This window comes from Pandoraea sp. XJJ-1 (assembly GCF_026802345.1).
Taxonomy (GTDB): Bacteria; Pseudomonadota; Gammaproteobacteria; order Burkholderiales; family Burkholderiaceae; genus Pandoraea; species Pandoraea cepalis.
On sequence record NZ_CP113827.1, the window covers coordinates 3,412,461 to 3,433,888 of the forward strand.

The following is a 21,428-nucleotide window of genomic DNA, read 5'->3' on the forward strand; positions in this document are numbered from 1 at the left end:
AACGCCCCCGGATCACGCGATCCTTTGCCGCCTGGGTCGCCTCGAAATTTGCCTGTCAGGCGATTCGCCGGTCAGTTGATGCGATCGACCACGTAATCGGCCAGGGCACGCAGCCGATCCGCATTGCCAAGCGTCGCACTCGCCGCGTGAGCATCGGCCCGCAGCTTCTCCGCATAGCCGCGCGCGCCGTCGAGGCCCATCAGCGATACGTAGGTCGGCTTGTCGTTGGCCGCGTCCTTGCCGGCCGTCTTGCCAAGCGTGGCCGAATCGGCCGTGGTATCGAGAATGTCATCCACGACCTGGAAGGCCAGGCCGACAGCCGCCGCGTAGGCGTCCAGCGCGCGTGTTTCATCGTCCGACAATGCACGGCCGCAGATGGCGCCCATGCGCAGCGACGCGCGCAACAGGGCCCCCGTCTTCAGTCGATGCATGTTTTCCAGTTGCGACTGATTCAGCTTGATGCCGACGCTCTCCAGATCGATCGCCTGCCCGCCGGCCATGCCCAGCGCCCCCGAAGCCAGCGCCAGTTCGCGCACCAGCGCGAGCGACTGTGCGGCGCTCAGGTCGCCCGTGGCTTCGCCGAGCAGCACAAACGCTTGCGTTTGCAGCGCGTCGCCCGCGAGCAGGCCGGTCGCTTCGTCGTATTGCACATGCACCGTCGGCTTGCCGCGGCGCAGATCGTCGTCGTCCATGCACGGCAGATCGTCATGCACCAGCGAATAGGCGTGGATCATTTCCACGGCGCACGCGGCACGATCCAGGGCCGTCTCGCTTGCCTGGGTCACCTCGCCGGCGGCAAAGCACAACAGCGGACGCACACGCTTGCCGCCGCCGAGCACGGCGTAGCGCATCGATTCATTCAGTCGTGCCGAGCCGCCATCGGCGGCCTTGGGCAGCACGGCGTCGAGCGATTGTTCCACACGGGCCTGCACTGCCTGCATCCAGGCCTTGATATTCTGATCCGCCATCGTCTTCATCCTGCACGTGCCCATTGGGCCGTGCGTGTTATTGAGTCGCCCCGCGCCGCGTTGGGACGTCCACGCTCATGCGTCGCGTGTCGCGTGTCGAGTGTCGCGTGTCGCAGGTCGGCTTGCCGCATCACCCGGCGCCGCTCAGAACTCGTCGCGCACCGGCTCGAGCGGCTTGAGCGTCTCTCCCTCGAGCACCTTGACCTGCTGCTCCACCTTCTCGAGCAGGCCCTGGCAGTATTTCACCAGCACGGCACCACGCCGGTAGGCGCCAAGCGACTCCTCCAGCCCCAGCTCACCGCCTTCCATGCGCCCCACGAGCTTTTCCAGCTCGGCGAGCGCAGCCTCATAGGTCTCGGGCAGGTCCTGCGGCACGTCGGGTGCCGCGTCTTGCGACTTTGCAGTCTTGGCCATAAACGCAAAATTCGGGTCGAATGTTCCATTTTACGGCAAAAGCGCATCGGCTCGCAGAGCGTAAATTGCCTCAAAACCGATCGCGCTGACAATTTTCGGACATTATTTAACGCAAATCATGGACTTAGCGGCCCTCATGAGCCGAGACAAGGTATAATTCTCGGTTCCCCTAAATCGATTTTTCGATGGTTGGGTTGTTCACTGCTTTCAAGCTAGTCGGGAGTGGGAATGTCCAATCTAAGCAGCGCTTTGCAACTCAAACCGGCCTCGAGCCAACTGCCGGTCTACACGTATTTCGACGAGGCGCTCCTCGCCCGCGAACGTGAAGTCCTCTTCGAACATGGTCCCCGCTACGTAGGCCACGAGCTGATGGTGCCCGACGCCGGCGACTATTTTGCGCTGCCTGCCGAACAGGAAGGTCGCATGCTGGTGCGCAATGGCGCGGGCCAGCATGGCGGCATCGAACTGCTCTCGAACGTCTGCCGTCATCGTCAGGCGATCATGCTGGGCGGCCGTGGCAATGCACGCAACATCGTGTGCCCGCTCCACCGCTGGACTTACGACACGAAGGGCGAACTGCTCGGCGCGCCGCACTTCCCGGAGAAGCCCTGCCTGAACCTCGGCAAGTTCCCGCTGCAACGCTGGAACGGACTGCTGTTCGAAGCGCAGGGCCGCGACGTCCAGGCCGATCTTGCCCGTCTGGGCGTCAAGCATCATCTCGACTTTTCGAACTTCATGTTCGATCACGTTGAAGTGCATGAATGCAATTACAACTGGAAGACGTTCATCGAGGTCTATCTCGAGGACTATCACGTCGTGCCGTTCCATCCCGGGCTGGGCAGCTTCGTTTCCTGCGAAGACCTGAGCTGGGAATTCGGCGACTGGTATAGCGTTCAGACAGTCGGCGTGCACGAAGGTCTTGCCAAACCGGGCAGCCCGATCTATCGACAGTGGCACGACGTGCTGATGCGGTACCGCGAAGGCGTGCCGCCGGACTTCGGCGCGATCTGGATGGTTTACTACCCGCATCTGATGATCGAGTGGTATCCGCACGTGCTGGTGGTGTCCTGGCTGATTCCGCGCGGACCGCAGAAAACGACGAACATCGTCGAATTCTATTACCCCGAGGAAATCGCGCTCTTCGAACGCGAATTCATCGAGGCCGAGCGGGCCGCGTATATGGAAACCGCCCGCGAAGACGACGAGATCGCCGAGCGCATGGATGCCGGCCGCCGTGCCTTGTTCGATCGCGGCGTGTCGGAAGTCGGTCCGTATCAAAGCCCGATGGAAGACGGCATGCAGCACTTCCATGAGTTCTTGCGCCGCCAGATGGGCGATTTCTGAGCGCTGGCACGCCAGCACGTCTCACGGGTTGAGACGGTTAGAGTGTCTGGCTGAGACACCACCGAGCGGCCAATGTGGCGCCCGCGAGACTGAATTAAATATTTGCCGAAATTTCGGAGAACGGCGGGCCATCGGCCCGCCGTTTTCGTTAGAATCGTCGCAACGTTCTCGACATGACCGCGCGGGCACTCCATCTGCCGCACGCGTCGCCCGCGCTCGGTTCACCGCGCTTCAGCTCGCTTCTTCGCCGTCAATCGGCCCCCATTCGCCATGCAATCGCTCTGGATGTTGGTCTCCGCCTTCATGTTCACGTTGATGGGGCTATTCATCAAGCTGGCGGCAAACGAATACAACACCGGCGAAATCATTCTCTACCGCAGCCTTATCGGTGTCATCGTTTTGCTGGTGTTGGCGCGCGCACGCGGTCATTCGATTCGAACACGCCACCTCGGCGCGCACGTCAAACGCAGTACTGCCGGCGTGATCTCACTCGGCCTGTGGTTCTATTCCCTGACGCAACTGCCGCTTTCCACGGCGATGACCCTCAATTACATGTCGCCGATCTGGATCTCCTTGATCGTGATGGCGACGGCGGCCATGCGCGGCAGCCTGCGAGCCGACTTCCGCCTGGTCGCCGCGATCTTTGCGGGATTCGTCGGTGTTGCCCTGTTGCTCCAGCCGACCATCGACAGCCAGGCGTGGACTGCCGGCGTGGCGGGCGTCGTCTCGGGCGTGTTCTCGGCCATCGCGTACATGCAGGTCAAGGACCTTGGCGCGGCGGGGGAACCCGATTGGCGCATCGTCTTCTATTTCTCGCTGGGCGGGGTACTGCTAGGCCTCGGCTGGGTCGCCATTGACGGCATGCACGCGCTGACCTGGCGCAGCGCCGGCCTCATGCTCGGGGTCGGTATCGCGGCACTCGTCGCCCAAACGGCACTCACCCGAGCCTTCAGTTTGGGCAACACGCTGGTCACTGCGAATCTGCAATATTCCGGCGTAATCTTCGCTACACTGATCAGCATGCTTGTCTGGGACGATTGGCCCGCGCTGGCCGGCTGGATCGGCATGCTGCTCATTGTGGCGAGCGGCATGACCGCACTGCGCCGACCGTCGGCCACGGCCTGATGCCGGGCGGTTCCCGCTGCCCGTTCCCCCACGCCCGCCTGCGGAGACGCCATGATTCACACGCACTTCACCACGCTCATCAGCCCGCAAAATCTTGACGCGCTGATGCAAACCGCCGCCGACGGCGGTGCCCCGGTGATCCTCTTCGATTGCCGATTCGATCTCGCGAATCCGACGGCCGGCGAAACGGCGTATGTCGACGGCCACCTCTTCGGTGCCTTCTACACTCACCTCGAACGCGACCTGTCGGGAAAGACGACAGGCAAGAACGGTCGCCATCCGCTGCCCGAGCGCGACACCCTCGCCCGCCAACTCGCCGCGTGCGGGTTGTCGAAGGGCCAGCAAGTGGTGGCTTACGACGCGCAAGGTGGCGTCTATGCCGCCCGCCTGTGGTGGCTGCTGCGCTGGCTCGGCCACGAGTCGGTTGCCGTGCTCGATGGCGGCTTGCAGGCCTGGGAAGCGGCCGGCTTCACGCTCGACGCCGCCCCGCCCGAAGCGCCGCCACCGGGTGATTTCACCGCAGGCGAGCCGCTCGCCACCACCGCCGACGCGGCGGCCATCGAGCGCAACCTGACGTCGCACGAGCGACTGGTCGTCGATGCACGGTCACCGGATCGGTATCGCGGCGAGAACGAAACCCTCGATCCGATCGGCGGCCACATTCCCGGTGCGGTCAATCACTTCTTCAAGGACAACCTCGGCCCGGATGGGCGCTTCAAACCCGCCGCCGCCCTGCGGGAAGCGTTCGCGCAGGTCCTAGGAAAGGACCGCCTGCCCGAGCGCGTCATATCGCAATGCGGCTCAGGCGTGACGGCTTGCCACAATCTACTGGCGATGGAGGTCGCGGGCCTTCATGGGGCCAGCCTCTATGCGGGGTCGTGGAGCGAGTGGTGTGCGGACAAGCGCCGCCCGGTCGCCACCGGCGCCCAGCCGTAAGCCCCGCCGGCACCTGCCAACGACATCGCCAGGGCGCTGCTGGGGGCCTCATGGTCGCGACCGTGGGCGTGCTCGTGATCGTGGCCGTTGAGCCACACCACCAGCGCCAGTCCCACCGCGATCAGCAGAATCTGGGGCAGCGCGTCGCGCGGCGACGTGCGGCGCTGCATCTGCGGCATCAGATCCGACACGGCGATATAGATGAAGCTGCTTGCCGCCAGCGCCAGCAAATACGGGATCAGGCTCTGAAGACGGTCGAGCATGAAGTAACCGAGCACACCGCCGGCCAGCGCCGTGAGGCTCGAGGCCAGCGTCAGCACCAACGCCTTGCGACGCGGAAAGCCGGCGTTGAGCAGCACCATGAAGTCGCCGAGCTTGTGCGCCACCTCGTGGACCGTGATGGATACCGTTGCCGCAACCCCGAGGCGCGGATCGGTGAGGAACGCCGCCGCGATCACGACACCATCGGCAAAGTTGTGAATCGCGCTGCCGACCAGAATCATCCAGCCGCCTTTGCCTGCTTCATGGGCGTCGTGCCCGTGCTCATGGTGATGCCCATCGCCCTCGTGATGATGGCTATGGCGCAACAGCGCCAGCTTCTCCAGCAGGAAAAAGCCGAGCAAACCGCCCAGCAGCCAACCGGTGATGACGTGCGCATCGACGTGCGACTCAAGGCTTTCCGGCAGCAGATGCAGCAGCGCCGTGCCAAGCAGCACGCCCGCCGAAAAGCTGACCATCTTGTCGATGAGCTTCGAGAGCAGGCCAAGCGACAGCGACGCCGCGCCGGCAAGGCTCAGCACGCCGGAAGCCAGCGTGGCGATAACGATGAATAGAAAGATGGCGTCGATGGTGATTCTCCCGCAGGCAAGGCGGCGATTTAACCAGCTTTTCCCGTGACAGGCAAACCGTCGGGTCGCGAAGCACAGTGGCGTACCGCCCCACCGACGGGCTCAATAGCTCCGCCAGCCGGCCCGCAACAGCGGCGGCTCACGCCACGCCGTGTTTGTGCAGCCAGTCCAATGCCAATGTCCAACCTTCCTTCGCGTCGGCTTCGACATAGCTCGACCGGTAATCGGCGAAAAATGCGTGCCCCGAATTCGGGAATACCTTCAGCTTCGAGGCCCTCGACGCCGCATTGCCCCGTGCAAGGGCCTCGCGTGCCTGTTCCACGCTTGTCACGGGAATGCCTTGGTCCTTGCCGCCGTACAGGCCGAGCAGCGGTCCGTGCAGCTTGCCCGCGATATCGATCGGCTGGCTCGGGAAATCCGGACTCCTGTCACCAACGATGCGCCCATACCAGGCCACCGCCGCCTTCACGTTGGGATTGTGCGCGTCGTAGAGCCAGGCGACGCGTCCGCCCCAGCAGAAGCCGGTAATGGCGATACGCTTCTCGTCTCCGCCATTGGCCAGCGCCCACTTGAGCGTCGCGTCGATGTCGCGCATCACCTGTTCGTCCGGTGTCTTGGCGACGATCTGCGACTGAATCTCGGCAATCGTGCCCAGCGACTGCGGATCGCCCGCGCGCGCGAACAGTTCCGGCGCGACCGCCAAATAACCGAGTTTGGCGAAACGTCGGCAGATATCGGCGATATGCTGATGCACGCCGAAGATCTCCGAAACCACGACGATGGTCGGCAGATGCGTCTTGCCCGCAGGCTTCGCGTAGTAGACCGGCATTTTGATGTCGGGCACGTCGAGCAGGGTTTCGCCCGCCTCCAGCCCTTGCGTGTCGGTCGTGATCGTTTCGGCCGCCACCGGCAGCACGGCCAGCGCAAACGCCGAACCGACGGCGGTCTTCAGAAAATCGCGCCGGTTGCTCGGCGCCACTTCGGGCACAAGACTATCCAGATCCGCTTGCGACATGTCGTACTCCAGGGAAACACGTCAGTAAAGGCATGCCGGGGAGACCGCCAACGGAAACGTCGGGATGCGCCACCGCCCCGGGGCCGGACGTTGGGATCTTACTAGAGTGAAGATGCGCTTGCACTCGGACGCCGGCGCGACGGCGATCGGAACCCTCCGAAACGGGTACCCACCGCCACAGCGCAGGCCGCCTGGCACCCGGTCAGGCCGCGAACCCGTGCGAACGGACCAGCGGCAAAACGCCAACCCAGCGTCAGCCCATCGTCAGCCCATCGTCAGTGCAGCTTCACGCGCGGCACGGTCGAACGACGCAGGCGATTGGCAACGGTATCGAGCATCATGCGCCAGACCCCATGCAGCGCCGCCACGTGCATGCGATAGAGCGACGTGTACATCACCCGCGCAAACAGCCCTTCGATGAACATGCTGCCGCCGATGAGCCCGCCCATCAGATTGCCCACCGCACTGAACTTGCCCAACGAGACAAGCGAACCGAAATCGCGATAAGTGAACGTCGGCAGGCTTTGCCCTTTGAGCCGGGCGTCAATCGCCTTGACCAGGAAGCTCGCCTGCTGGTGCGCCGCTTGCGCGCGCGGCGGCACGAAGCCATGCTCCGGCCACTCGCAACTCGCGCAGTCGCCGAACGCGAAGATGTCCGGATCCGACTTGCTTTGCAGCGTCGGCAACACTTCGATCTGGTTCAGACGATTGACGGCAAGCCCCAGTTGTCCCAGCACCGGCGGCGCCGTAATGCCCGCCGACCAGACCGTGATGTCCGCCGGCAGCACACGGCCCCCGGTCGTCGTGACTTCATTCTTGCGCACCTCGGCGACCGAATCGCCACACAGGATGTCGACGTCGAGCTTGCCCAGCAACCCGGCCACCGCTCCCGATACACGCTCCGGCAGCGCCTTCAGAATGCGCGGACTCGATTCGATGATGGTGATGCGCACGTCCTTGCGCGGATCGAGCTTCAACCCGTAGGAGCGCAACACTTCCGCCGTGTTGCGCAGCTCCGCCGACAGTTCAACGCCGGTCGCGCCGGCCCCCACGATGACGAGGTTGACCTTGGGGCGGCCTTCAACCTTGGGGGCCGGTGAAACCGCCGTATCGGGCGGCACGTCATGAATGTCTTGCGCGACCGGCGCCGCCAGCGTGCTCGGCACGGGCGCTTCGGCTTCATTCTGCGCGCGCACGCAGGCGGCCATCAGCCGACGACGGAAGCGCTCGGCCTGCTCGACGGTATCGAGTGCGATGGTATTTTCCTGAGCGCCGGCCACCCCGAAGAAGTTGGTCGTGCTGCCGATGGCGAGCACGAGCGTGTCATACGCCAATGTACGCTCGGGCAGCAAATCGCCCTCGCCTTCGTCGGCTGCCGCAGGCACCGCCGCCAGCCGGATCGTCCGGTTCGCGCGATCCAGACCGATCATCTCGCCGGCCGCAAACTCGAATCGATGCCAGTTGGCCTGAGCGACATACGAGAGCTGATGCGTTGCGGTGTCCATGACACCGGCAGCGACCTCGTGCAACAGCGGCTTCCAGATGTGCGACAAGGACCGGTCGACCAACGTCACCTGAACGTCCTTGCCACGCCCGTACTTGTCGCCCAGTCGGGTGACAAGCTCCAGACCGCCGGCGCCGCCGCCGACCACAACGATACGATGCACACTCACAATAACTCCCCGTGCTTGGAAAACCGTCCGGCCGGTCGGCATTTGCCGCGCCGGCGATAGCGATTACCTTACCGCAGAGTGCGGAGTTCGGGTATGGCTGTCACCCTATTCCCGCTATTGAGCCATGCGATACGGGCCGACAGCGGCGTCGGCCAAGGCGGGGGGCCGCCCGTGCGACGCACTCACTTTAGGTGTCAACCCAACGCCGTTCAATGGGCCTGTTCCCAATTCTCGCCCACGCCGACCTCGGCCACGAGGGGCACGCGCAACTTCGCCACGCCGCACATCAGTTCCGGCAAACGCTTGCGAACCTCGGCCAGTTCATGGTCGGGCACTTCAAGCACCAGTTCATCGTGCACCTGCATGATCTGACGCGTCTGCAGGCCGCTGTCGTCCAACCAGCGCTGCACGGCGATCATCGAGAGTTTGATGAGATCGGCGGCCGTGCCCTGCATCGGGGCATTGATGGCGGCGCGCTCGGCGGCCTGGCGGCGCGGTCCGTTGCCGCCATTGATGTCCGGTAGCCACAGACGGCGTCCGAAGACCGTTTCGACATAGCCGCGCGCCTTCGCACTCTTGCGCGTCTCGTCCATGTAACGCGCCACGCCCGGGTAGCGCATGAAATAGCGGTCGATGTACTGCTTGGCGGCGTCGCGTTCGATACCGAGGTTCGCGGCCAGCCCGAACGCGCTCATGCCGTAGATCAAACCGAAGTTGATGACCTTGGCGTAGCGACGTTGTTCGTTCGACACCTCGATCGGCGTGACGGCGAAGATTTCCGCCGCCGTGGCGCGGTGAATGTCCTCGCCGTTGGCGAATGCGCGCAGCAGACTTTCGTCGCCCGAGATATGCGCCATGATGCGCAGCTCGATCTGCGAGTAGTCCGCCGACACCAGTTGGCTGCCCTGGGGTGCAATGAACGCCTCGCGAATGCGGCGCCCCTCGGCCGTGCGCACGGGAATGTTCTGCAAATTCGGATCGTTCGACGCCAGGCGACCGGTGATCGCCACGGCCTGCGCATAGTTCGTGTGCACGCGGCCAGTCGAGGCATTGACCATCTTCGGCAACTTGTCGGTGTACGTCGACTTGAGCTTGGCAAGGCCGCGGTAATCGAGCAGCACCTTCGGTAACGGATAGTCTTCGGCGAGCTTCTGCAGCACTTCCTCGTCGGTCGACGGGGCACCGCTCGCCGTCTTCTTGACGATCGGCAGTTGCAGCTGCGTGAAGAAAATGTCGCCGATCTGCTTGGGCGAATTCAGATTGAACTGCTGCCCGGCCAGTGTGTACGCTTCGGCTTCGAGCGCGACCAGCTTCTGGCCGATCTCGTCGCTCTGTGCGGCCAGACGGGCAGTGTCGACAAGCACGCCGTTGCGCTCCATGCGTTGCAGCACGCGCGCCGTGGGCATTTCGATGTCTCGGTAGACGAACTCCAGCGTGGCTTCACGCGCCACATCGGGATAGATCGCGCGGTGCAGTCGCAGCGTGATGTCGGCGTCTTCGGCGGCGTAGGCGGTCGCGCGCTCGACGGTCACTTCGTCGAAGCCGATCTGCTTGGCGCCCTTGCCGCACACCTCTTCGTATTTGATCGTCGTCACGCCGAGATGGCGCGCGGCCAGGCCGTCCATGTCATGGCCGCGGTGCGATTCGAGCACGTACGACTGAAGCATCGTGTCGTGTGCAATGCCGCGCAACACGATGCCGTAGTTCTCCAGCACGTGGGCATCGTACTTGAGGTTCTGTCCCACCTTCTTGTGGTCCGGACTTTCGAGCCAATGCTTCAGGCGCGCCAGGACTTCGTCTCGCGGCAATTGGTCGACATCGCCCGGCGCGCGATGCGCCACCGGAATGTAGGCGGCGCGTCCCGGTTCGCAGGACAACGACAGGCCAACCAGTTGCGCCTGCATCGCGTCGAGCGAGGTGGTCTCGGTATCGAATGCCGTCAACACGGCCGACTCGATGATCTTCAGCCATGCGTCGAACTGCGCCCACGTCAGCACCGCTTCGTACTCTCGCTCGATCGTGTCGGCCACAGGTGCCGGCGCCGGCTCACCGGCCTGCGTGGCAACGGCGGCCTGCGCTTCGCGCAGCAAGGTCTTGAAGCCGTGACGCACGAAGAAATCGCGCAGCGTTTCGACATCTTCGGGCTGCGACTGCAAGCTCGCGTCGATGGAGGTGACCTGCGGTGCGAGATCGCAATCGAGCGCAACCGTCACCAGCTTGCGCCCCATCGGCAGCCAGTCGAGCGCGCGGCGCAGGTTCTCGCCCGCCGCCCCTTTCACCTCCGCGGCGTTCGCCACGAGATTGTCGAGATCGCCGTATTGCGCGAGCCACTTGACGGCCGTCTTCGGCCCGCATTTGTCCACGCCCGGCACGTTATCGACCGTGTCACCGACAAGCGTGAGGTAATCGACGATGCGCTCGGGCGGCACGCCGAATTTCGCGGTGACGCCGGCGGCATCGAGCGTTTCGTTCGTCATTGTGTTGACCAGCGTCACGCGGTCGTTCACGAGTTGCGCCAGATCCTTGTCGCCGGTGGAGACGACCACGCGCATGCCGCGCTCGGCCGCTTGCCTTGCCAGCGTGCCGATGACGTCATCGGCCTCCACGCCATCGATCATCAACAGCGGCCAGCCCATGGCGCGCACCGCCTCGTGAATCGGCTCGATCTGCGCGCGCAGATCTTCCGGCATCGACGGTCGATTCGCTTTGTATTCGGGGTACCAATCGTCGCGAAACGTCTTGCCCTTGGCATCGAAAACGCAGGCGCTATACTCTGCGTGGACGTCTTTACGCATGCGGCGCAGCATATTGACGATGCCGTGAAGCGCCCCCGTCGGCTCGCCATTGGGACCGCGCAAATCCGGCAGGGCGTGATAGGCTCGATAGAGATAACTCGAACCATCGACCAATAAGAGCGTCTTACCTTCCAGACTTTGCTGTTCCGACATATGACCAAGAGAAGAAAAGAAATACCGAGTCTGCGCATGCTGGCAGACCATGAGCGCGCCACCGCAAAAAAGGCGCGCGCGTCGTGGCAGATGTTCACGATTATGGCAGAGTTCATCGAGGCGACCGAGTACCTGTCCGAGATCCGGCCGGCCGTCAGCATCTACGGCAGCGCGCGCATCAAGCCGAAATCGCCGTTTTACAAACTGACGATGACCATCGCCCGGAAATTCTCCGACAATGGCTTTGCCGTCATCTCCGGCGGCGGGCCCGGCATCATGGAAGCCGCCAACAAGGGCGCGCACGGTGGCGCCTCGCCGACCGTCGGCCTGAACATCGAACTGCCGCACGAACAAAAGGGCAATCAGTACCAGGACATCTCACTGCGTTTCCGACACTTCTTCACGCGCAAGGTCACGTTCGTGAAGAACTCGGACGCGTTCGTCATCATGCCGGGGGGCTTTGGCACGCTCGACGAACTGTCCGAAGTCCTCACGCTCATCCAGACGCAGAAGTCGCGCCAGGTGCCCGTGATTCTCGTCGGCACGGAATTCTGGAAGGGACTGCTCGAATGGGTGCGCTCGACGATGTTGCCGATGGGCCTCATCGGCGAAAAGGATCTCGATCTGGTGCAGGTCATGGACGACCCCGACGACATCCTCAAAGCGGTGTTCGCGTTCTACGACGGCCACATCGAGCCCGAAACGGAAAGCAGCGAGAAGATGTTCTACCTGTAATCGCGACGGGCAGCCGCCCAAGCGTCATCGTCCAAAGTCAATACGGCGCCGCGAATGATCGCTGGCGCCGTATTCTTATGTGGCAGACGGAATATCTGCCGGCGGGGGATGTCGATCAGCAGCCGGTGTCGCGTGGTGTCGTTTCCACGGCCAGACCGAACAACGGGCGCAGGCGCGTGCCGAACACGTTGCCCGCAAACGCCGCCGCCAACCACAGCCAACCGTGCAGGCTGCCCGAGACGATGCCGCTGAAGTACGCGCCGATATTGCAGCCGTACGCCAGACGTGCGCCGTAACCGAGCAGCAATCCGCCGATGACCGCCGCGAGCAGCGAACGCGCTGGAATCTTCCACACGGGGGCAAACTTGCCTGCGATGGACGCGGCCGCGAGGGCGCCGAGAATGATCCCGATGTCCATGACGGTGGTGACGTCCTGTGCGATCGGCGCGTTCAGTACATTGGCCTGCTTCGCCCAGTACGGCCACGAGGCTACGTCAATGCCCAGCGCCATGAACGCCTTGGCGCCCCACAACGCGAACGCCGATGTCACGCCCCACGGACGGCCGGCCAATGCCAGCGTGGCGTAATTGAGCAGCACGAGCGCCAGCGCACCCCACACCAGCGGCCAGGGGCCACGCAGCAACGCGGGCGTGCCCGTTGCGCTGCGCGTCATCGGCACACCGACGACACGGCCGTGACGACGCTTCTCCGCCCACAGCGTCAAGCCACCGATCGCGGCGAACAACGCCAGGTTGGCGACGAGCGCAGGCCACAAGCCCCACGTCTTGACCAGCGAGACCGGCTTGATATGCGGCAGTGCTTCCCACCACGGCAGATGCGCCGTTGCCACCACCGACCCCACGACAAACGCCGCTAGCGTGACGATCATGCGCGTGCTGCCGCCCCCCACGGTATAGAGCGTGCCCGACGCGCAACCGCCGCCGAGTTGCATGCCGACACCGAACATGAAGGCGCCGAACGCCACCGACACGCCAACCGGCGAGACGAAGCCGGCTACCTTGTTACCGAAGAGCACGCCATCCGCCAGCGCGGGAAAGAACAGCACGACACCAACCGCGAGCATGACCATCTGTGCGCGCAGACCCGCACCGCGCCGGTCGGCGATGAACACGCGCCAGGCCGACGTGAAGCCGAATGCGGCGTGGTAAAGCGTCACGCCAAGCAAGGCGCCGATACCGGCCAGTGCGGCCTGCTTCGGCCCTACGGTGGCCTGCACGTAGGCGATGCCCACAACGATCAGCACCAGCGCGATGGCGAGCGGCCGCGCGTTATAGGAGGACGGCGAAGGCGGGGCCGTTTTGACGGCGGCCGAGGCGGCGGATAACGACATGATTTGGGACTCCAGAATGCAGATGGGCGACACACGGCCGCCCATCAAGACAATGACGCAGGATGCCAGAAGATGACTTCAACGAAAACGATTGTCTCGCGATTTATTTATAACCAAAAGCAATATAAAGATGCTAAGCGTATGCAATCGAATCGCTTAACCCTGCGCCGATGACGAGAAAAAATACGCGTCCACGGCATGGCATCCCTCGACAGGCCAGCCACGACGGCACATTCGACGCGATTTCACGATGCGAAGCGGGGGACGTTTGATAGAATGTAAACATTGGAACCCGTTGCGTCGGCCAGGCTTGCCTCACGCGCCGCGAATGCGTTCCCGCCCTCGGAGAATAATGATGACAACGCGCTTTTCCCGTGTCCTGCCCCTGATGATCGGTGCGGGCCTGCTGTTCGCGGGCCATGCCTTCGCCCAGGATGGTCAGGAGACCTCCGCGCAGGCCGCCAAACGCGAGGCCGACGCCCGCGCCGCCGCCACCAGCAAATCGTCGGTCGACGTCAACCAGGAGCGCAAGCCGAGCTACTACGTCAACGACCAAGGCACCACCGTGACCGAGTTCCGCGACCGCGGCAAACCCACGGAGGTCGATGTCCATTCGCGTTTCGGCACCAATTACCAATTGACCACGCCGCCGGACAACGCGCCGCGCACGCGCGACAACACGTCGCAAAACGACCGTTTGCCGTCCGTCGGCCTGAAGTTCTGACGTCTCTGGTAATCTGAGCCACCTCCGCGCGCCGCCCAGCGGTGCGCCTGCATCCTGTCTGTTTCACACCAGCGGCCCGCTGCACGTGCGCGGGCCGTTTGTCTGAGACATCTCCACTTAACGCACGCATGGCCGTTTTCACTACCGTCTCGCCCGAGCAGCTCCAGGCATGGCTGCAACGCTACGATCTGGGGAATGTTCTCGATTTTCGGGGCATCAGCTCCGGCATCGAGAACACCAACTACTTCCTGACGACCGAGCGCGGCGAGTTCGTGCTGACGCTGTTCGAGAAGCTCACGGCCACGCAGCTGCCGTTTTACCTCCAGTTGATGGGCCATCTCGCCCATCACGGCGTGCCGGTGCCCGATCCGATGCCCGATCGCACGGGCGAGATTCTGAGCGAGTTGAACGGCAAGCCCGCCACCATTGTCACCAAGCTGGCCGGACGCTCCGAGCTGGCCCCCACGCCCGAACACTGTGCGCATGTCGGGGCGATGCTGGCACGCATGCATCTGGCCGGGCGCGACTTCACGCTGGAGCAAGCCAATCTGCGCAGCCTGCCCTGGTGGCGCGAAGCCGCCCCCGAGGTCACGCCGTTCCTGAGCGCCGCCGAACGCGCGTTACTGGATAGCGAGATGGCGCATCAGACGGCGTTCTTCGCGTCGAGTCACTATCGTGCCATGCAGGCGGGTCCGTGCCACTGCGATCTGTTCCGTGACAATGTGCTGTTCGACAAGGCCGACGACGGTTCGCCACGATTGGGCGGATTCTTCGATTTCTACTTCGCGGGCTGCGACAAATGGCTGTTCGATCTGGCCGTGACGGTCAACGACTGGTGCTGCGACCTGTCGACCGGCGTGCTGGACGAGGCGCGTGTGCATGCCATGTTGCGCGCTTACGAGACGGTGCGCCCACTGACCGACATCGAAGCGTCGCACTGGCGCGACATGTTGCGCGCCGCCGCGCTGCGCTTCTGGCTGTCGCGCCTGTATGATTTTCACCTGCCACGGGCGGCCGAAATGCTCAAGCCGCACGATCCGGGGCATTTCGAACGAATCCTGCGCCAACGCATCGAAGCCCATTCCATCCCCTGGCGGTAACTCGACATCCTATCGGAGTCATTCGAACCCTATGCAATTGCTTGAAGTCCCGCCGAAGAGTGGATATGTGTGGCTGCGCCAAGGCATCTGGCTGTTCCGCAAGAACCCGCTCGCCATTCTGACGCTGCTCTTCGCCTATCTGTTCGGGGTGATGGTGCTTTCGATCCTGCCGGTCGTGGGCGCCTTCCTGCCGCTGCTGTTCATCCCAGGCCTGTCGGTGGGTTTCATGGCGGCCTGTCGCGACATCATCAAGAACAAGCAGGTGTTGCCCCACGTATTGCTCGACGGCTTTCGCGGCCACGGCAAGGAAGTCTCGCGCCGGCTGCTCATGCTAGGCGGTTACTACATTGTGGCGATGACCGTCGTGTTCCTGTTCTCGGCGCTGTTCGACGGCGGCGACCTGGTCAACAAGATGCTCTTCGATGGCCGCATCAGCGAAGAGTCGCTCACCAACGGCTCGATGGGCCAGGCGATGCTGGCGGTGGCGGTGGCCTACATACCGGTGGCGATGATGTTCTGGTTCGCGCCGGTGCTCGTGGCCTGGCACGACATCCCACCCATCAAGGCGCTGTTCTTCAGCTGGACGGCCTGCGTGCGCAACTTCCGTGCGTTCGTCGTCTACGGCCTGTGCACGGCGGTCGTCGCCACCGTGTTGCCGCTGATCGTGACGCTGGCGATGGCTGCGATGGGCATTCATCAATACGCGATGCTCTTGCTGATGCCTTACTCGATCCTGTTCACGGCCGTGCTGTATTGCTCGTTCTACGCGAGCTATCGCGGTTGCTTCGGCGTGCAGGAGATCGGCGCCATCGATCCGAACGTCGCCCCGCCTGAAGCGTAAGCGGAAACGTCGGCGTCAACGTCAGACGCGCAAAACAAAGGGCACCCGCGGGTGCCCTTTGTCGTGGGTGACGATGACGGCCGCGCCGTTACTCGATCGGCTGAAGCTTCGCGACAGCCAGCGCCAGCCACTTCTCACCATGTCGGCCGAATTTCACGTGGGCGCGGGCTTCCGCCCCCGCGCCCTCCAGGCCGATGATCTTGCCTTCGCCGAACTTGGTGTGAAAAACGCCCTGCCCCAACTTGAAGCCCGTCTCCGACGCGCGCGAACGGTCGGCCAGCGCCTGCTCCGACTGGGTGGCCACCCATTCTTCCGGCTTCGGCGCACTCGTCTTGCCCCGCCCGAACCAATCGCGCCCCCAGGCCGGCTCGGCCTGCCCCAGCCGCGCGCCCGGCTGCGCCCGCGGTGTCAGGAACTTCAACACCGTCTCGGGGATTTCGTCGAAGAAGCGCGAGCGCACGTTGTAACGCGTCTGTCCGTGCAGCATGCGGCTTTGCGTGAACGACAGATACAGCCGTTCCTTGGCACGCGTAATGGCCACGTACATCAGGCGCCGCTCTTCTTCGAGACCGTCGAGTTCGAGCGCACTGTTCTCGTGCGGGAAGAGTCCCTCTTCGAGACCGGTGACGAACACCGCCGTAAATTCAAGCCCCTTGGCCGCGTGTACCGTCATCAACTGCACAGCGTCTTGCCCGGCCTCGGCCTGGTTGTCTCCCGCTTCGAGCGACGCGTGCGACAGGAAGCCGGCAAGCGGCGTCATCTCCACCGGCGTATCGGCGTCGACCACGCCGTCGGGCGAGGCCAGCACGTCGGGCGCGCCCGGCAGCGCAGGACGCATGGCAATCAACCGCGCCGGGGCATCGAGCCCATAACCTTCCTCGGCAACGAATGCCGTGGCCGCATGCACCAATTCCTGCAAGTTCTCGATGCGATCCTGGCCTTCCTTCTCGGTCTGATAATGGGCGATCAACCCACTGGCGTCGATGACCCGCGCCACCACCTCCGGCAGCGTGAGCCGCTCGGTATCGTGGCGCATCTGCTCCACGAGCCGCACGAATGCCGTCAGATTCGTGCCCGCCTTGCCGGTCATGTAGGGCACTGCGGCATACATCGAGCAGTTGTAGAGTCGCGCCGCGTCGGCCAGTTGCTCCAACGAACGCGCGCCAATCCCCCGCGTCGGGAAATTCACGACCCGCGCGAATGCCGTATCATCGTTCGGATTCTCGATCAGGCGTAGATACGCCAGCGCATGCTTGACTTCCTGACGCTCGAAAAAGCGCAAACCGCCATACACCCGATAGGCGATGCCCGCCCCCACGAGCGCGTGCTCCATCACCCGCGACTGGGCGTTGCTGCGATAGAGAATGGCGACGTCCTGCCGCGAGAGGCCCTGCGCGACGAGTGCCTTGATCTCTTCGACGAGCCAGCTCGCTTCCTGCAGGTCGGTGGCCGCCTCATAGACACGGATCGGCTCGCCGTGCCCCGCGTCGGTGCGCAAATTCTTGCCCAGACGCCGCGCATTGTTGGAAATCAACGCGTTGGCCGCGTCGAGGATATTGCCGTGCGAGCGGTAGTTCTGTTCCAGCTTGATCAGGTGGCGCACGCGGAATTCACGCTCGAAGTCGGCCATATTGCCGACGTTGGCGCCACGAAACGCATAAATACTCTGATCGTCGTCGCCCACGGCGAATACCGCGGCGTTCGATCCCGCGAGCATCTTGAGCCACGCGTACTGGAGCTTGTTCGTATCCTGGAACTCGTCGACCAGAACGTGCCGGAAGCGCGACTGGTAGTGCACGCGCAACGGCTCGTTGTGCTTGAGCAGCTCGTAACAGCGCAGCAGCAGTTCGGCGAAATCGACCACGCCTTCGCGCTGGCACTGCGCCTGATAGGCGGCGTAAAGCTCGACGAACTTCTGATTGAAGGCGTCGTTGGCCTCGACCTCGTGCGGGCGCAGGCCCTGTTCCTTGGCGTTGTTGATGAAATACTGCAGGTTTTTCGGCGGATACTTCTCGTCGTCGACATTCGACGCCTTCAGCAGACGCTTGATCGCGGAGAGCTGGTCGGCCTGGTCTAGGATCTGGAAGCTCTGCGGCAGCCCGGCGTCGCGAAAATGCGCGCGCAGCATACGGTTGCACAACCCGTGGAAGGTGCCGATCCACATGGCGCGCGTGCTGATCGGCAGCATCGCGCCCAGACGGGCCTGCATTTCCTTGGCCGCCTTGTTGGTGAAGGTGACGGCCAGAATCCCGGCCGGCCCCACGTGCCCGTGCTGGATCAGCCAGGCAATACGCGTGGTCAGCACGCGCGTCTTGCCGGAACCCGCGCCCGCCAGAATAAGGGCCGGCTCGTCCGGAAGGGTTACGGCGGCCAGTTGTTCGGGGTTCAGATTGGCGAGCAGATCGGGCATGTCGGGAAGGAAATTCGAGTGAAGCTCGATTATAAATCCTGCTGCGACGCGGAAATGCCACCGAATCTTTTATAATTCAGGGTTTCACGCATTACACGGTCCATCCAATCCATGAGCGACAGCGACAATACGCTTGCCAAGAGCTTCGAGCCGCAGGACGTCGAAGCCCACTGGGGCCCCGAATGGGAGCGCCGCGGCTATGCCCGGCCGACTTTCGACGACGCCCGCGAAGATTTCAGCATCCAGTTGCCGCCGCCGAACGTGACCGGCACGCTGCACATGGGTCACGCGTTCAACCAGACGATCATGGATGGCCTCACCCGCTATCACCGCATGAAAGGCGCCAATACCCTCTGGGTACCGGGCACCGACCACGCGGGCATCGCCACGCAGATCGTCGTCGAGCGCCAGCTCGATGCCCAGAAAGTCTCGCGCCATGACCTCGGCCGCGAGAAATTCGTCGAGCGCGTCTGGGAATGGAAGGAAGAATCGGGCAGCACGATCACGCGTCAGGTGCGCCGCCTGGGCGCATCGATCGACTGGAGCCGTGAATACTTCACGATGGACGAGAAGATGTCGCGCGCCGTGCGCGACGTGTTCGTCACGCTCCACGAGCAAGGATTGATCTATCGCGGCAAACGTCTCGTGAACTGGGAATCGACCCTGCTCACGGCCGTGTCCGACCTGGAAGTGGTGAGCGAGGAAGAAGACGGCTCGCTGTGGCACATCCGATACCCGCTCGCCGACGGCTCGGGCTCGCTCACGGTGGCGACCACGCGTCCGGAAACGATGCTCGGCGACACCGCACTGATGGTCCATCCGGAAGACGAGCGCTACAAGCACCTGATCGGCAAGACGGCCAGGCTGCCGCTGTGCGATCGTGAAATCCCGATCATTGCCGACGATTACGTCGATCTCGAATTCGGCACGGGCGTGGTGAAAGTCACGCCGGCACACGACTTCAACGACTACGCTGTCGGTCAGCGCCACAACCTGCCGCAGATCAACATTCTCACGCTCGACGCGAAGATCAACGACAACGCCCCGGAGAAGTACCGCGGGCTCGATCGTTTCGACGCGCGCAAGCAGATCGTGGCCGATCTCGACGCCCTCGGCCTGCTCGAATCGGTCAAGCCGCACAAGCTGATGGTGCCCCGCAGCGATCGCACCGGCACGATCATCGAGCCGATGCTCACCGACCAGTGGTTCGTGGCGATGAGCAAACCGGCCCCCGAAGGCACGTTCCATCCGGGCAAGTCGATCACCGAAACCGCGCTCGACGTCGTGCGCAGCGGCGAGATCAAGTTCGTCCCGGAGAACTGGACGACCACATACAACCAGTGGCTCGAGAACATTCAGGACTGGTGTATCTCGCGTCAACTTTGGTGGGGCCACCAGATTCCGGCCTGGTATGACGACGCCGGCAACGTGTACGTCGCCCGCACGGAAGCAGAAGCGGTCGAAAAGGCCCGCGCGGCGGGCTACACCGGCGCGCTCAAGCGCGACGAAGACGTGCTCGACACGTGGTTCTCGTCGGCGCTCGTGCCATTCTCGTCGCTCGGCTGGCCGCAAGAAACACCCGAACTCAAGCATTTCCTGCCGTCGTCGGTACTCGTGACCGGTTTCGACATCATCTTCTTCTGGGTGGCGCGCATGGTCATGATGACCACGCACTTCACCGGCAAGGTACCGTTCAAGACGGTCTACGTGCACGGTCTGGTGCGCGACGCCGAAGGTCAGAAGATGTCCAAGTCGAAGGGCAACACGCTCGATCCGATCGACATCGTCGACGGCGTGTCGCTCGACGCCCTGCTCGCCAAGCGCACGACGGGTCTCATGAACCCGAAGCAGGCAGCGAGCATCGAGAAGAAGACGCGCAAGGAGTTCCCGGACGGCATCGCGCCGTTCGGCACCGACGCGCTGCGCTTCACGTTCGCCTCGATGGCCACGCTTGGCCGGAACATCAACTTCGATCTGGCGCGCTGCGAAGGCTATCGCAACTTCTGCAACAAGCTGTGGAACGCCACGCGCTTCGTGCTGATGAACTGCGAAGGTCACGACTGCGGTCTTGCGCCGTGCGTAGGCGATTGCGGCCCGGACGGCCAGCTCGACTTCTCGCGCGCCGACCGCTGGATCGTGTCGTTGCTGCAACGCGTGGAAGCCGATGTCGCGAAGGGCTTCGCCGACTACCGCTTCGACAACATCGCCAGCGCGATCTACAAGTTCGTCTGGGACGAGTACTGCGACTGGTACGTTGAACTGGCCAAGTGGCAAATTCAGAACGGCACCCCGGCACAACAACGCGCCACGCGTCGCACCTTGCTGCGCGTGCTCGAAACGGTGCTGCGTCTGGCGCATCCGATCATTCCGTTCATCACCGAAGCGTTGTGGCAGAAGGTGGCACCGCTGGCGGGCCGCTATCCGGCGGACAAGGCAGCAGGCGAAGCCAGTCTCATGGTGCAGCCGTATCCGGTGGCCGACGCCAGCAAGATCGACGAAGGCGATGAAGCCTGGATGCAGCAGTTGAAGACCGCCGTCGACGCCTGCCGCAACCTGCGCGGCGAAATGAACCTCTCGCCCGCGCAACGCGTGCCGCTGCTGGTCGCGGGCGATGTGGACTTCCTGACGTCGATTGCGCCGTATCTGCAAACGCTCGCCAAGCTCTCTGAAGTGCAAGTGCTGGCAGACGAAGCAACGCTCGACGCGCAAGCGGCCGGTGCGCCGCTTGCTGTCGTGGGTGCGAACAAACTGGCGCTGAAGGTGGAAGTCGACGTCGCCGCGGAGCGCGAGCGACTCGGCAAGGAAGTGAAGCGCCTCGAAGGCGAGATCGCCAAATGCCGCGGCAAGCTTTCCAACGAGAGCTTCGTGGCACGTGCGCCCGCCAATGTGGTGGAACTCGAGAAGCAACGATTGGTCGACTTTGAAGCGGTTCTCGGTAAATTGCAGGCCCAGCTCGCTCGCCTGCCCGCCTGAGACGTGCTCATATCACCAGGGAG

General features: G+C 63.5%; 16 protein-coding genes. 8 read left to right on the forward strand and 8 right to left on the reverse strand.

The genetic code is table 11. From position 1 onward, the window contains the following. Positions 1 to 71: 71 nt before the first annotated feature. Together OYT13_RS15605 and OYT13_RS15610 are read right to left on the reverse strand one after the other, a co-directional pair. Positions 72 to 977 (reverse strand): polyprenyl synthetase family protein, encoded by a 906-nt coding sequence (locus tag OYT13_RS15605; protein ID WP_017231859.1) that lies wholly within the window; start codon positions 975 to 977, stop codon positions 72 to 74. A 135-nt stretch (positions 978 to 1,112) separates the two neighbouring features. Next, the gene (locus OYT13_RS15610) at positions 1,113 to 1,382 is read right to left on the reverse strand and encodes an exodeoxyribonuclease VII small subunit (RefSeq protein ID WP_017231860.1); all 270 of its coding nucleotides are present in this window, start codon (positions 1,380 to 1,382) and stop codon (positions 1,113 to 1,115) included. Between the two features lie 228 nt (positions 1,383 to 1,610). On the opposite strand from OYT13_RS15610, the gene OYT13_RS15615 reads away from it, so the two are divergent. From OYT13_RS15615 to OYT13_RS15625, 3 genes are all read left to right on the forward strand, one after another. Then, on the forward strand, positions 1,611 to 2,726 hold the full coding sequence (locus tag OYT13_RS15615) for an aromatic ring-hydroxylating oxygenase subunit alpha (protein ID WP_017231861.1): 1,116 nt from the start codon (positions 1,611 to 1,613) through the stop codon (positions 2,724 to 2,726). 270 nt (positions 2,727 to 2,996) lie between these two features. After that, a complete protein-coding gene (locus tag OYT13_RS15620; protein ID WP_017231862.1) occupies positions 2,997 to 3,851 on the forward strand; it encodes a DMT family transporter in 855 nt (284 codons plus the stop codon). Positions 3,852 to 3,902: 51 nt separating this feature from the next. Further along, the gene (locus OYT13_RS15625; protein ID WP_017231863.1) at positions 3,903 to 4,787 is read left to right on the forward strand and encodes a sulfurtransferase; all 885 of its coding nucleotides are present in this window, start codon (positions 3,903 to 3,905) and stop codon (positions 4,785 to 4,787) included. On the opposite strand, the gene OYT13_RS15630 is transcribed toward OYT13_RS15625, so the two are convergent. From OYT13_RS15630 to polA, 4 genes are all read right to left on the reverse strand, one after another. Next, positions 4,718 to 5,587, reverse strand: coding sequence for a ZIP family metal transporter (locus tag OYT13_RS15630; protein WP_017231864.1), 870 nt, complete (start codon positions 5,585 to 5,587; stop codon positions 4,718 to 4,720). The genes OYT13_RS15625 and OYT13_RS15630 overlap by 70 nt on opposite strands. A gap of 187 nt (positions 5,588 to 5,774) precedes the next feature. Next, on the reverse strand, positions 5,775 to 6,650 hold the full coding sequence (locus OYT13_RS15635) for a dienelactone hydrolase family protein (RefSeq protein WP_017231865.1): 876 nt from the start codon (positions 6,648 to 6,650) through the stop codon (positions 5,775 to 5,777). A 275-nt stretch (positions 6,651 to 6,925) separates the two neighbouring features. Continuing rightward, the gene (locus tag OYT13_RS15640) at positions 6,926 to 8,317 is read right to left on the reverse strand and encodes an NAD(P)/FAD-dependent oxidoreductase (protein ID WP_268567890.1); all 1,392 of its coding nucleotides are present in this window, start codon (positions 8,315 to 8,317) and stop codon (positions 6,926 to 6,928) included. 215 nt (positions 8,318 to 8,532) lie between these two features. Beyond that, positions 8,533 to 11,271, reverse strand: a complete 2,739-nt coding sequence (gene polA, locus OYT13_RS15645; protein ID WP_268566550.1) for a DNA polymerase I — start codon at positions 11,269 to 11,271, stop codon at positions 8,533 to 8,535. Here polA and OYT13_RS15650 point away from each other — a divergent pair, their 5' ends adjacent. After that, positions 11,272 to 12,006, forward strand: coding sequence for a TIGR00730 family Rossman fold protein (locus OYT13_RS15650; RefSeq protein WP_026131582.1), 735 nt, complete (start codon positions 11,272 to 11,274; stop codon positions 12,004 to 12,006). Positions 12,007 to 12,121: 115 nt separating this feature from the next. On the opposite strand, the gene OYT13_RS15655 is transcribed toward OYT13_RS15650, so the two are convergent. Beyond that, the gene (locus OYT13_RS15655; protein WP_039829765.1) at positions 12,122 to 13,357 is read right to left on the reverse strand and encodes a YeeE/YedE family protein; all 1,236 of its coding nucleotides are present in this window, start codon (positions 13,355 to 13,357) and stop codon (positions 12,122 to 12,124) included. Between the two features lie 355 nt (positions 13,358 to 13,712). On the opposite strand from OYT13_RS15655, the gene OYT13_RS15660 reads away from it, so the two are divergent. From OYT13_RS15660 to OYT13_RS15670, 3 genes are all read left to right on the forward strand, one after another. After that, the gene (locus OYT13_RS15660) at positions 13,713 to 14,081 is read left to right on the forward strand and encodes a hypothetical protein (RefSeq protein WP_017231870.1); all 369 of its coding nucleotides are present in this window, start codon (positions 13,713 to 13,715) and stop codon (positions 14,079 to 14,081) included. A 128-nt stretch (positions 14,082 to 14,209) separates the two neighbouring features. Next, the gene (locus OYT13_RS15665) at positions 14,210 to 15,181 is read left to right on the forward strand and encodes a homoserine kinase (RefSeq protein ID WP_261938308.1); all 972 of its coding nucleotides are present in this window, start codon (positions 14,210 to 14,212) and stop codon (positions 15,179 to 15,181) included. A gap of 31 nt (positions 15,182 to 15,212) precedes the next feature. Beyond that, the gene (locus OYT13_RS15670) at positions 15,213 to 16,022 is read left to right on the forward strand and encodes a BPSS1780 family membrane protein (protein WP_017231872.1); all 810 of its coding nucleotides are present in this window, start codon (positions 15,213 to 15,215) and stop codon (positions 16,020 to 16,022) included. A gap of 88 nt (positions 16,023 to 16,110) precedes the next feature. On the opposite strand, the gene OYT13_RS15675 is transcribed toward OYT13_RS15670, so the two are convergent. Then, positions 16,111 to 18,432: a UvrD-helicase domain-containing protein gene (locus OYT13_RS15675; protein WP_017231873.1), complete on the reverse strand. Its 2,322-nt coding sequence runs from the start codon at positions 18,430 to 18,432 to the stop codon at positions 16,111 to 16,113. 111 nt (positions 18,433 to 18,543) lie between these two features. Between OYT13_RS15675 and OYT13_RS15680 the strand changes: the two genes are divergently transcribed. Further along, positions 18,544 to 21,405, forward strand: a complete 2,862-nt coding sequence (locus OYT13_RS15680) for a valine--tRNA ligase (protein ID WP_268566551.1) — start codon at positions 18,544 to 18,546, stop codon at positions 21,403 to 21,405. The last annotated feature ends 23 nt before the right edge of the window (positions 21,406 to 21,428 follow it).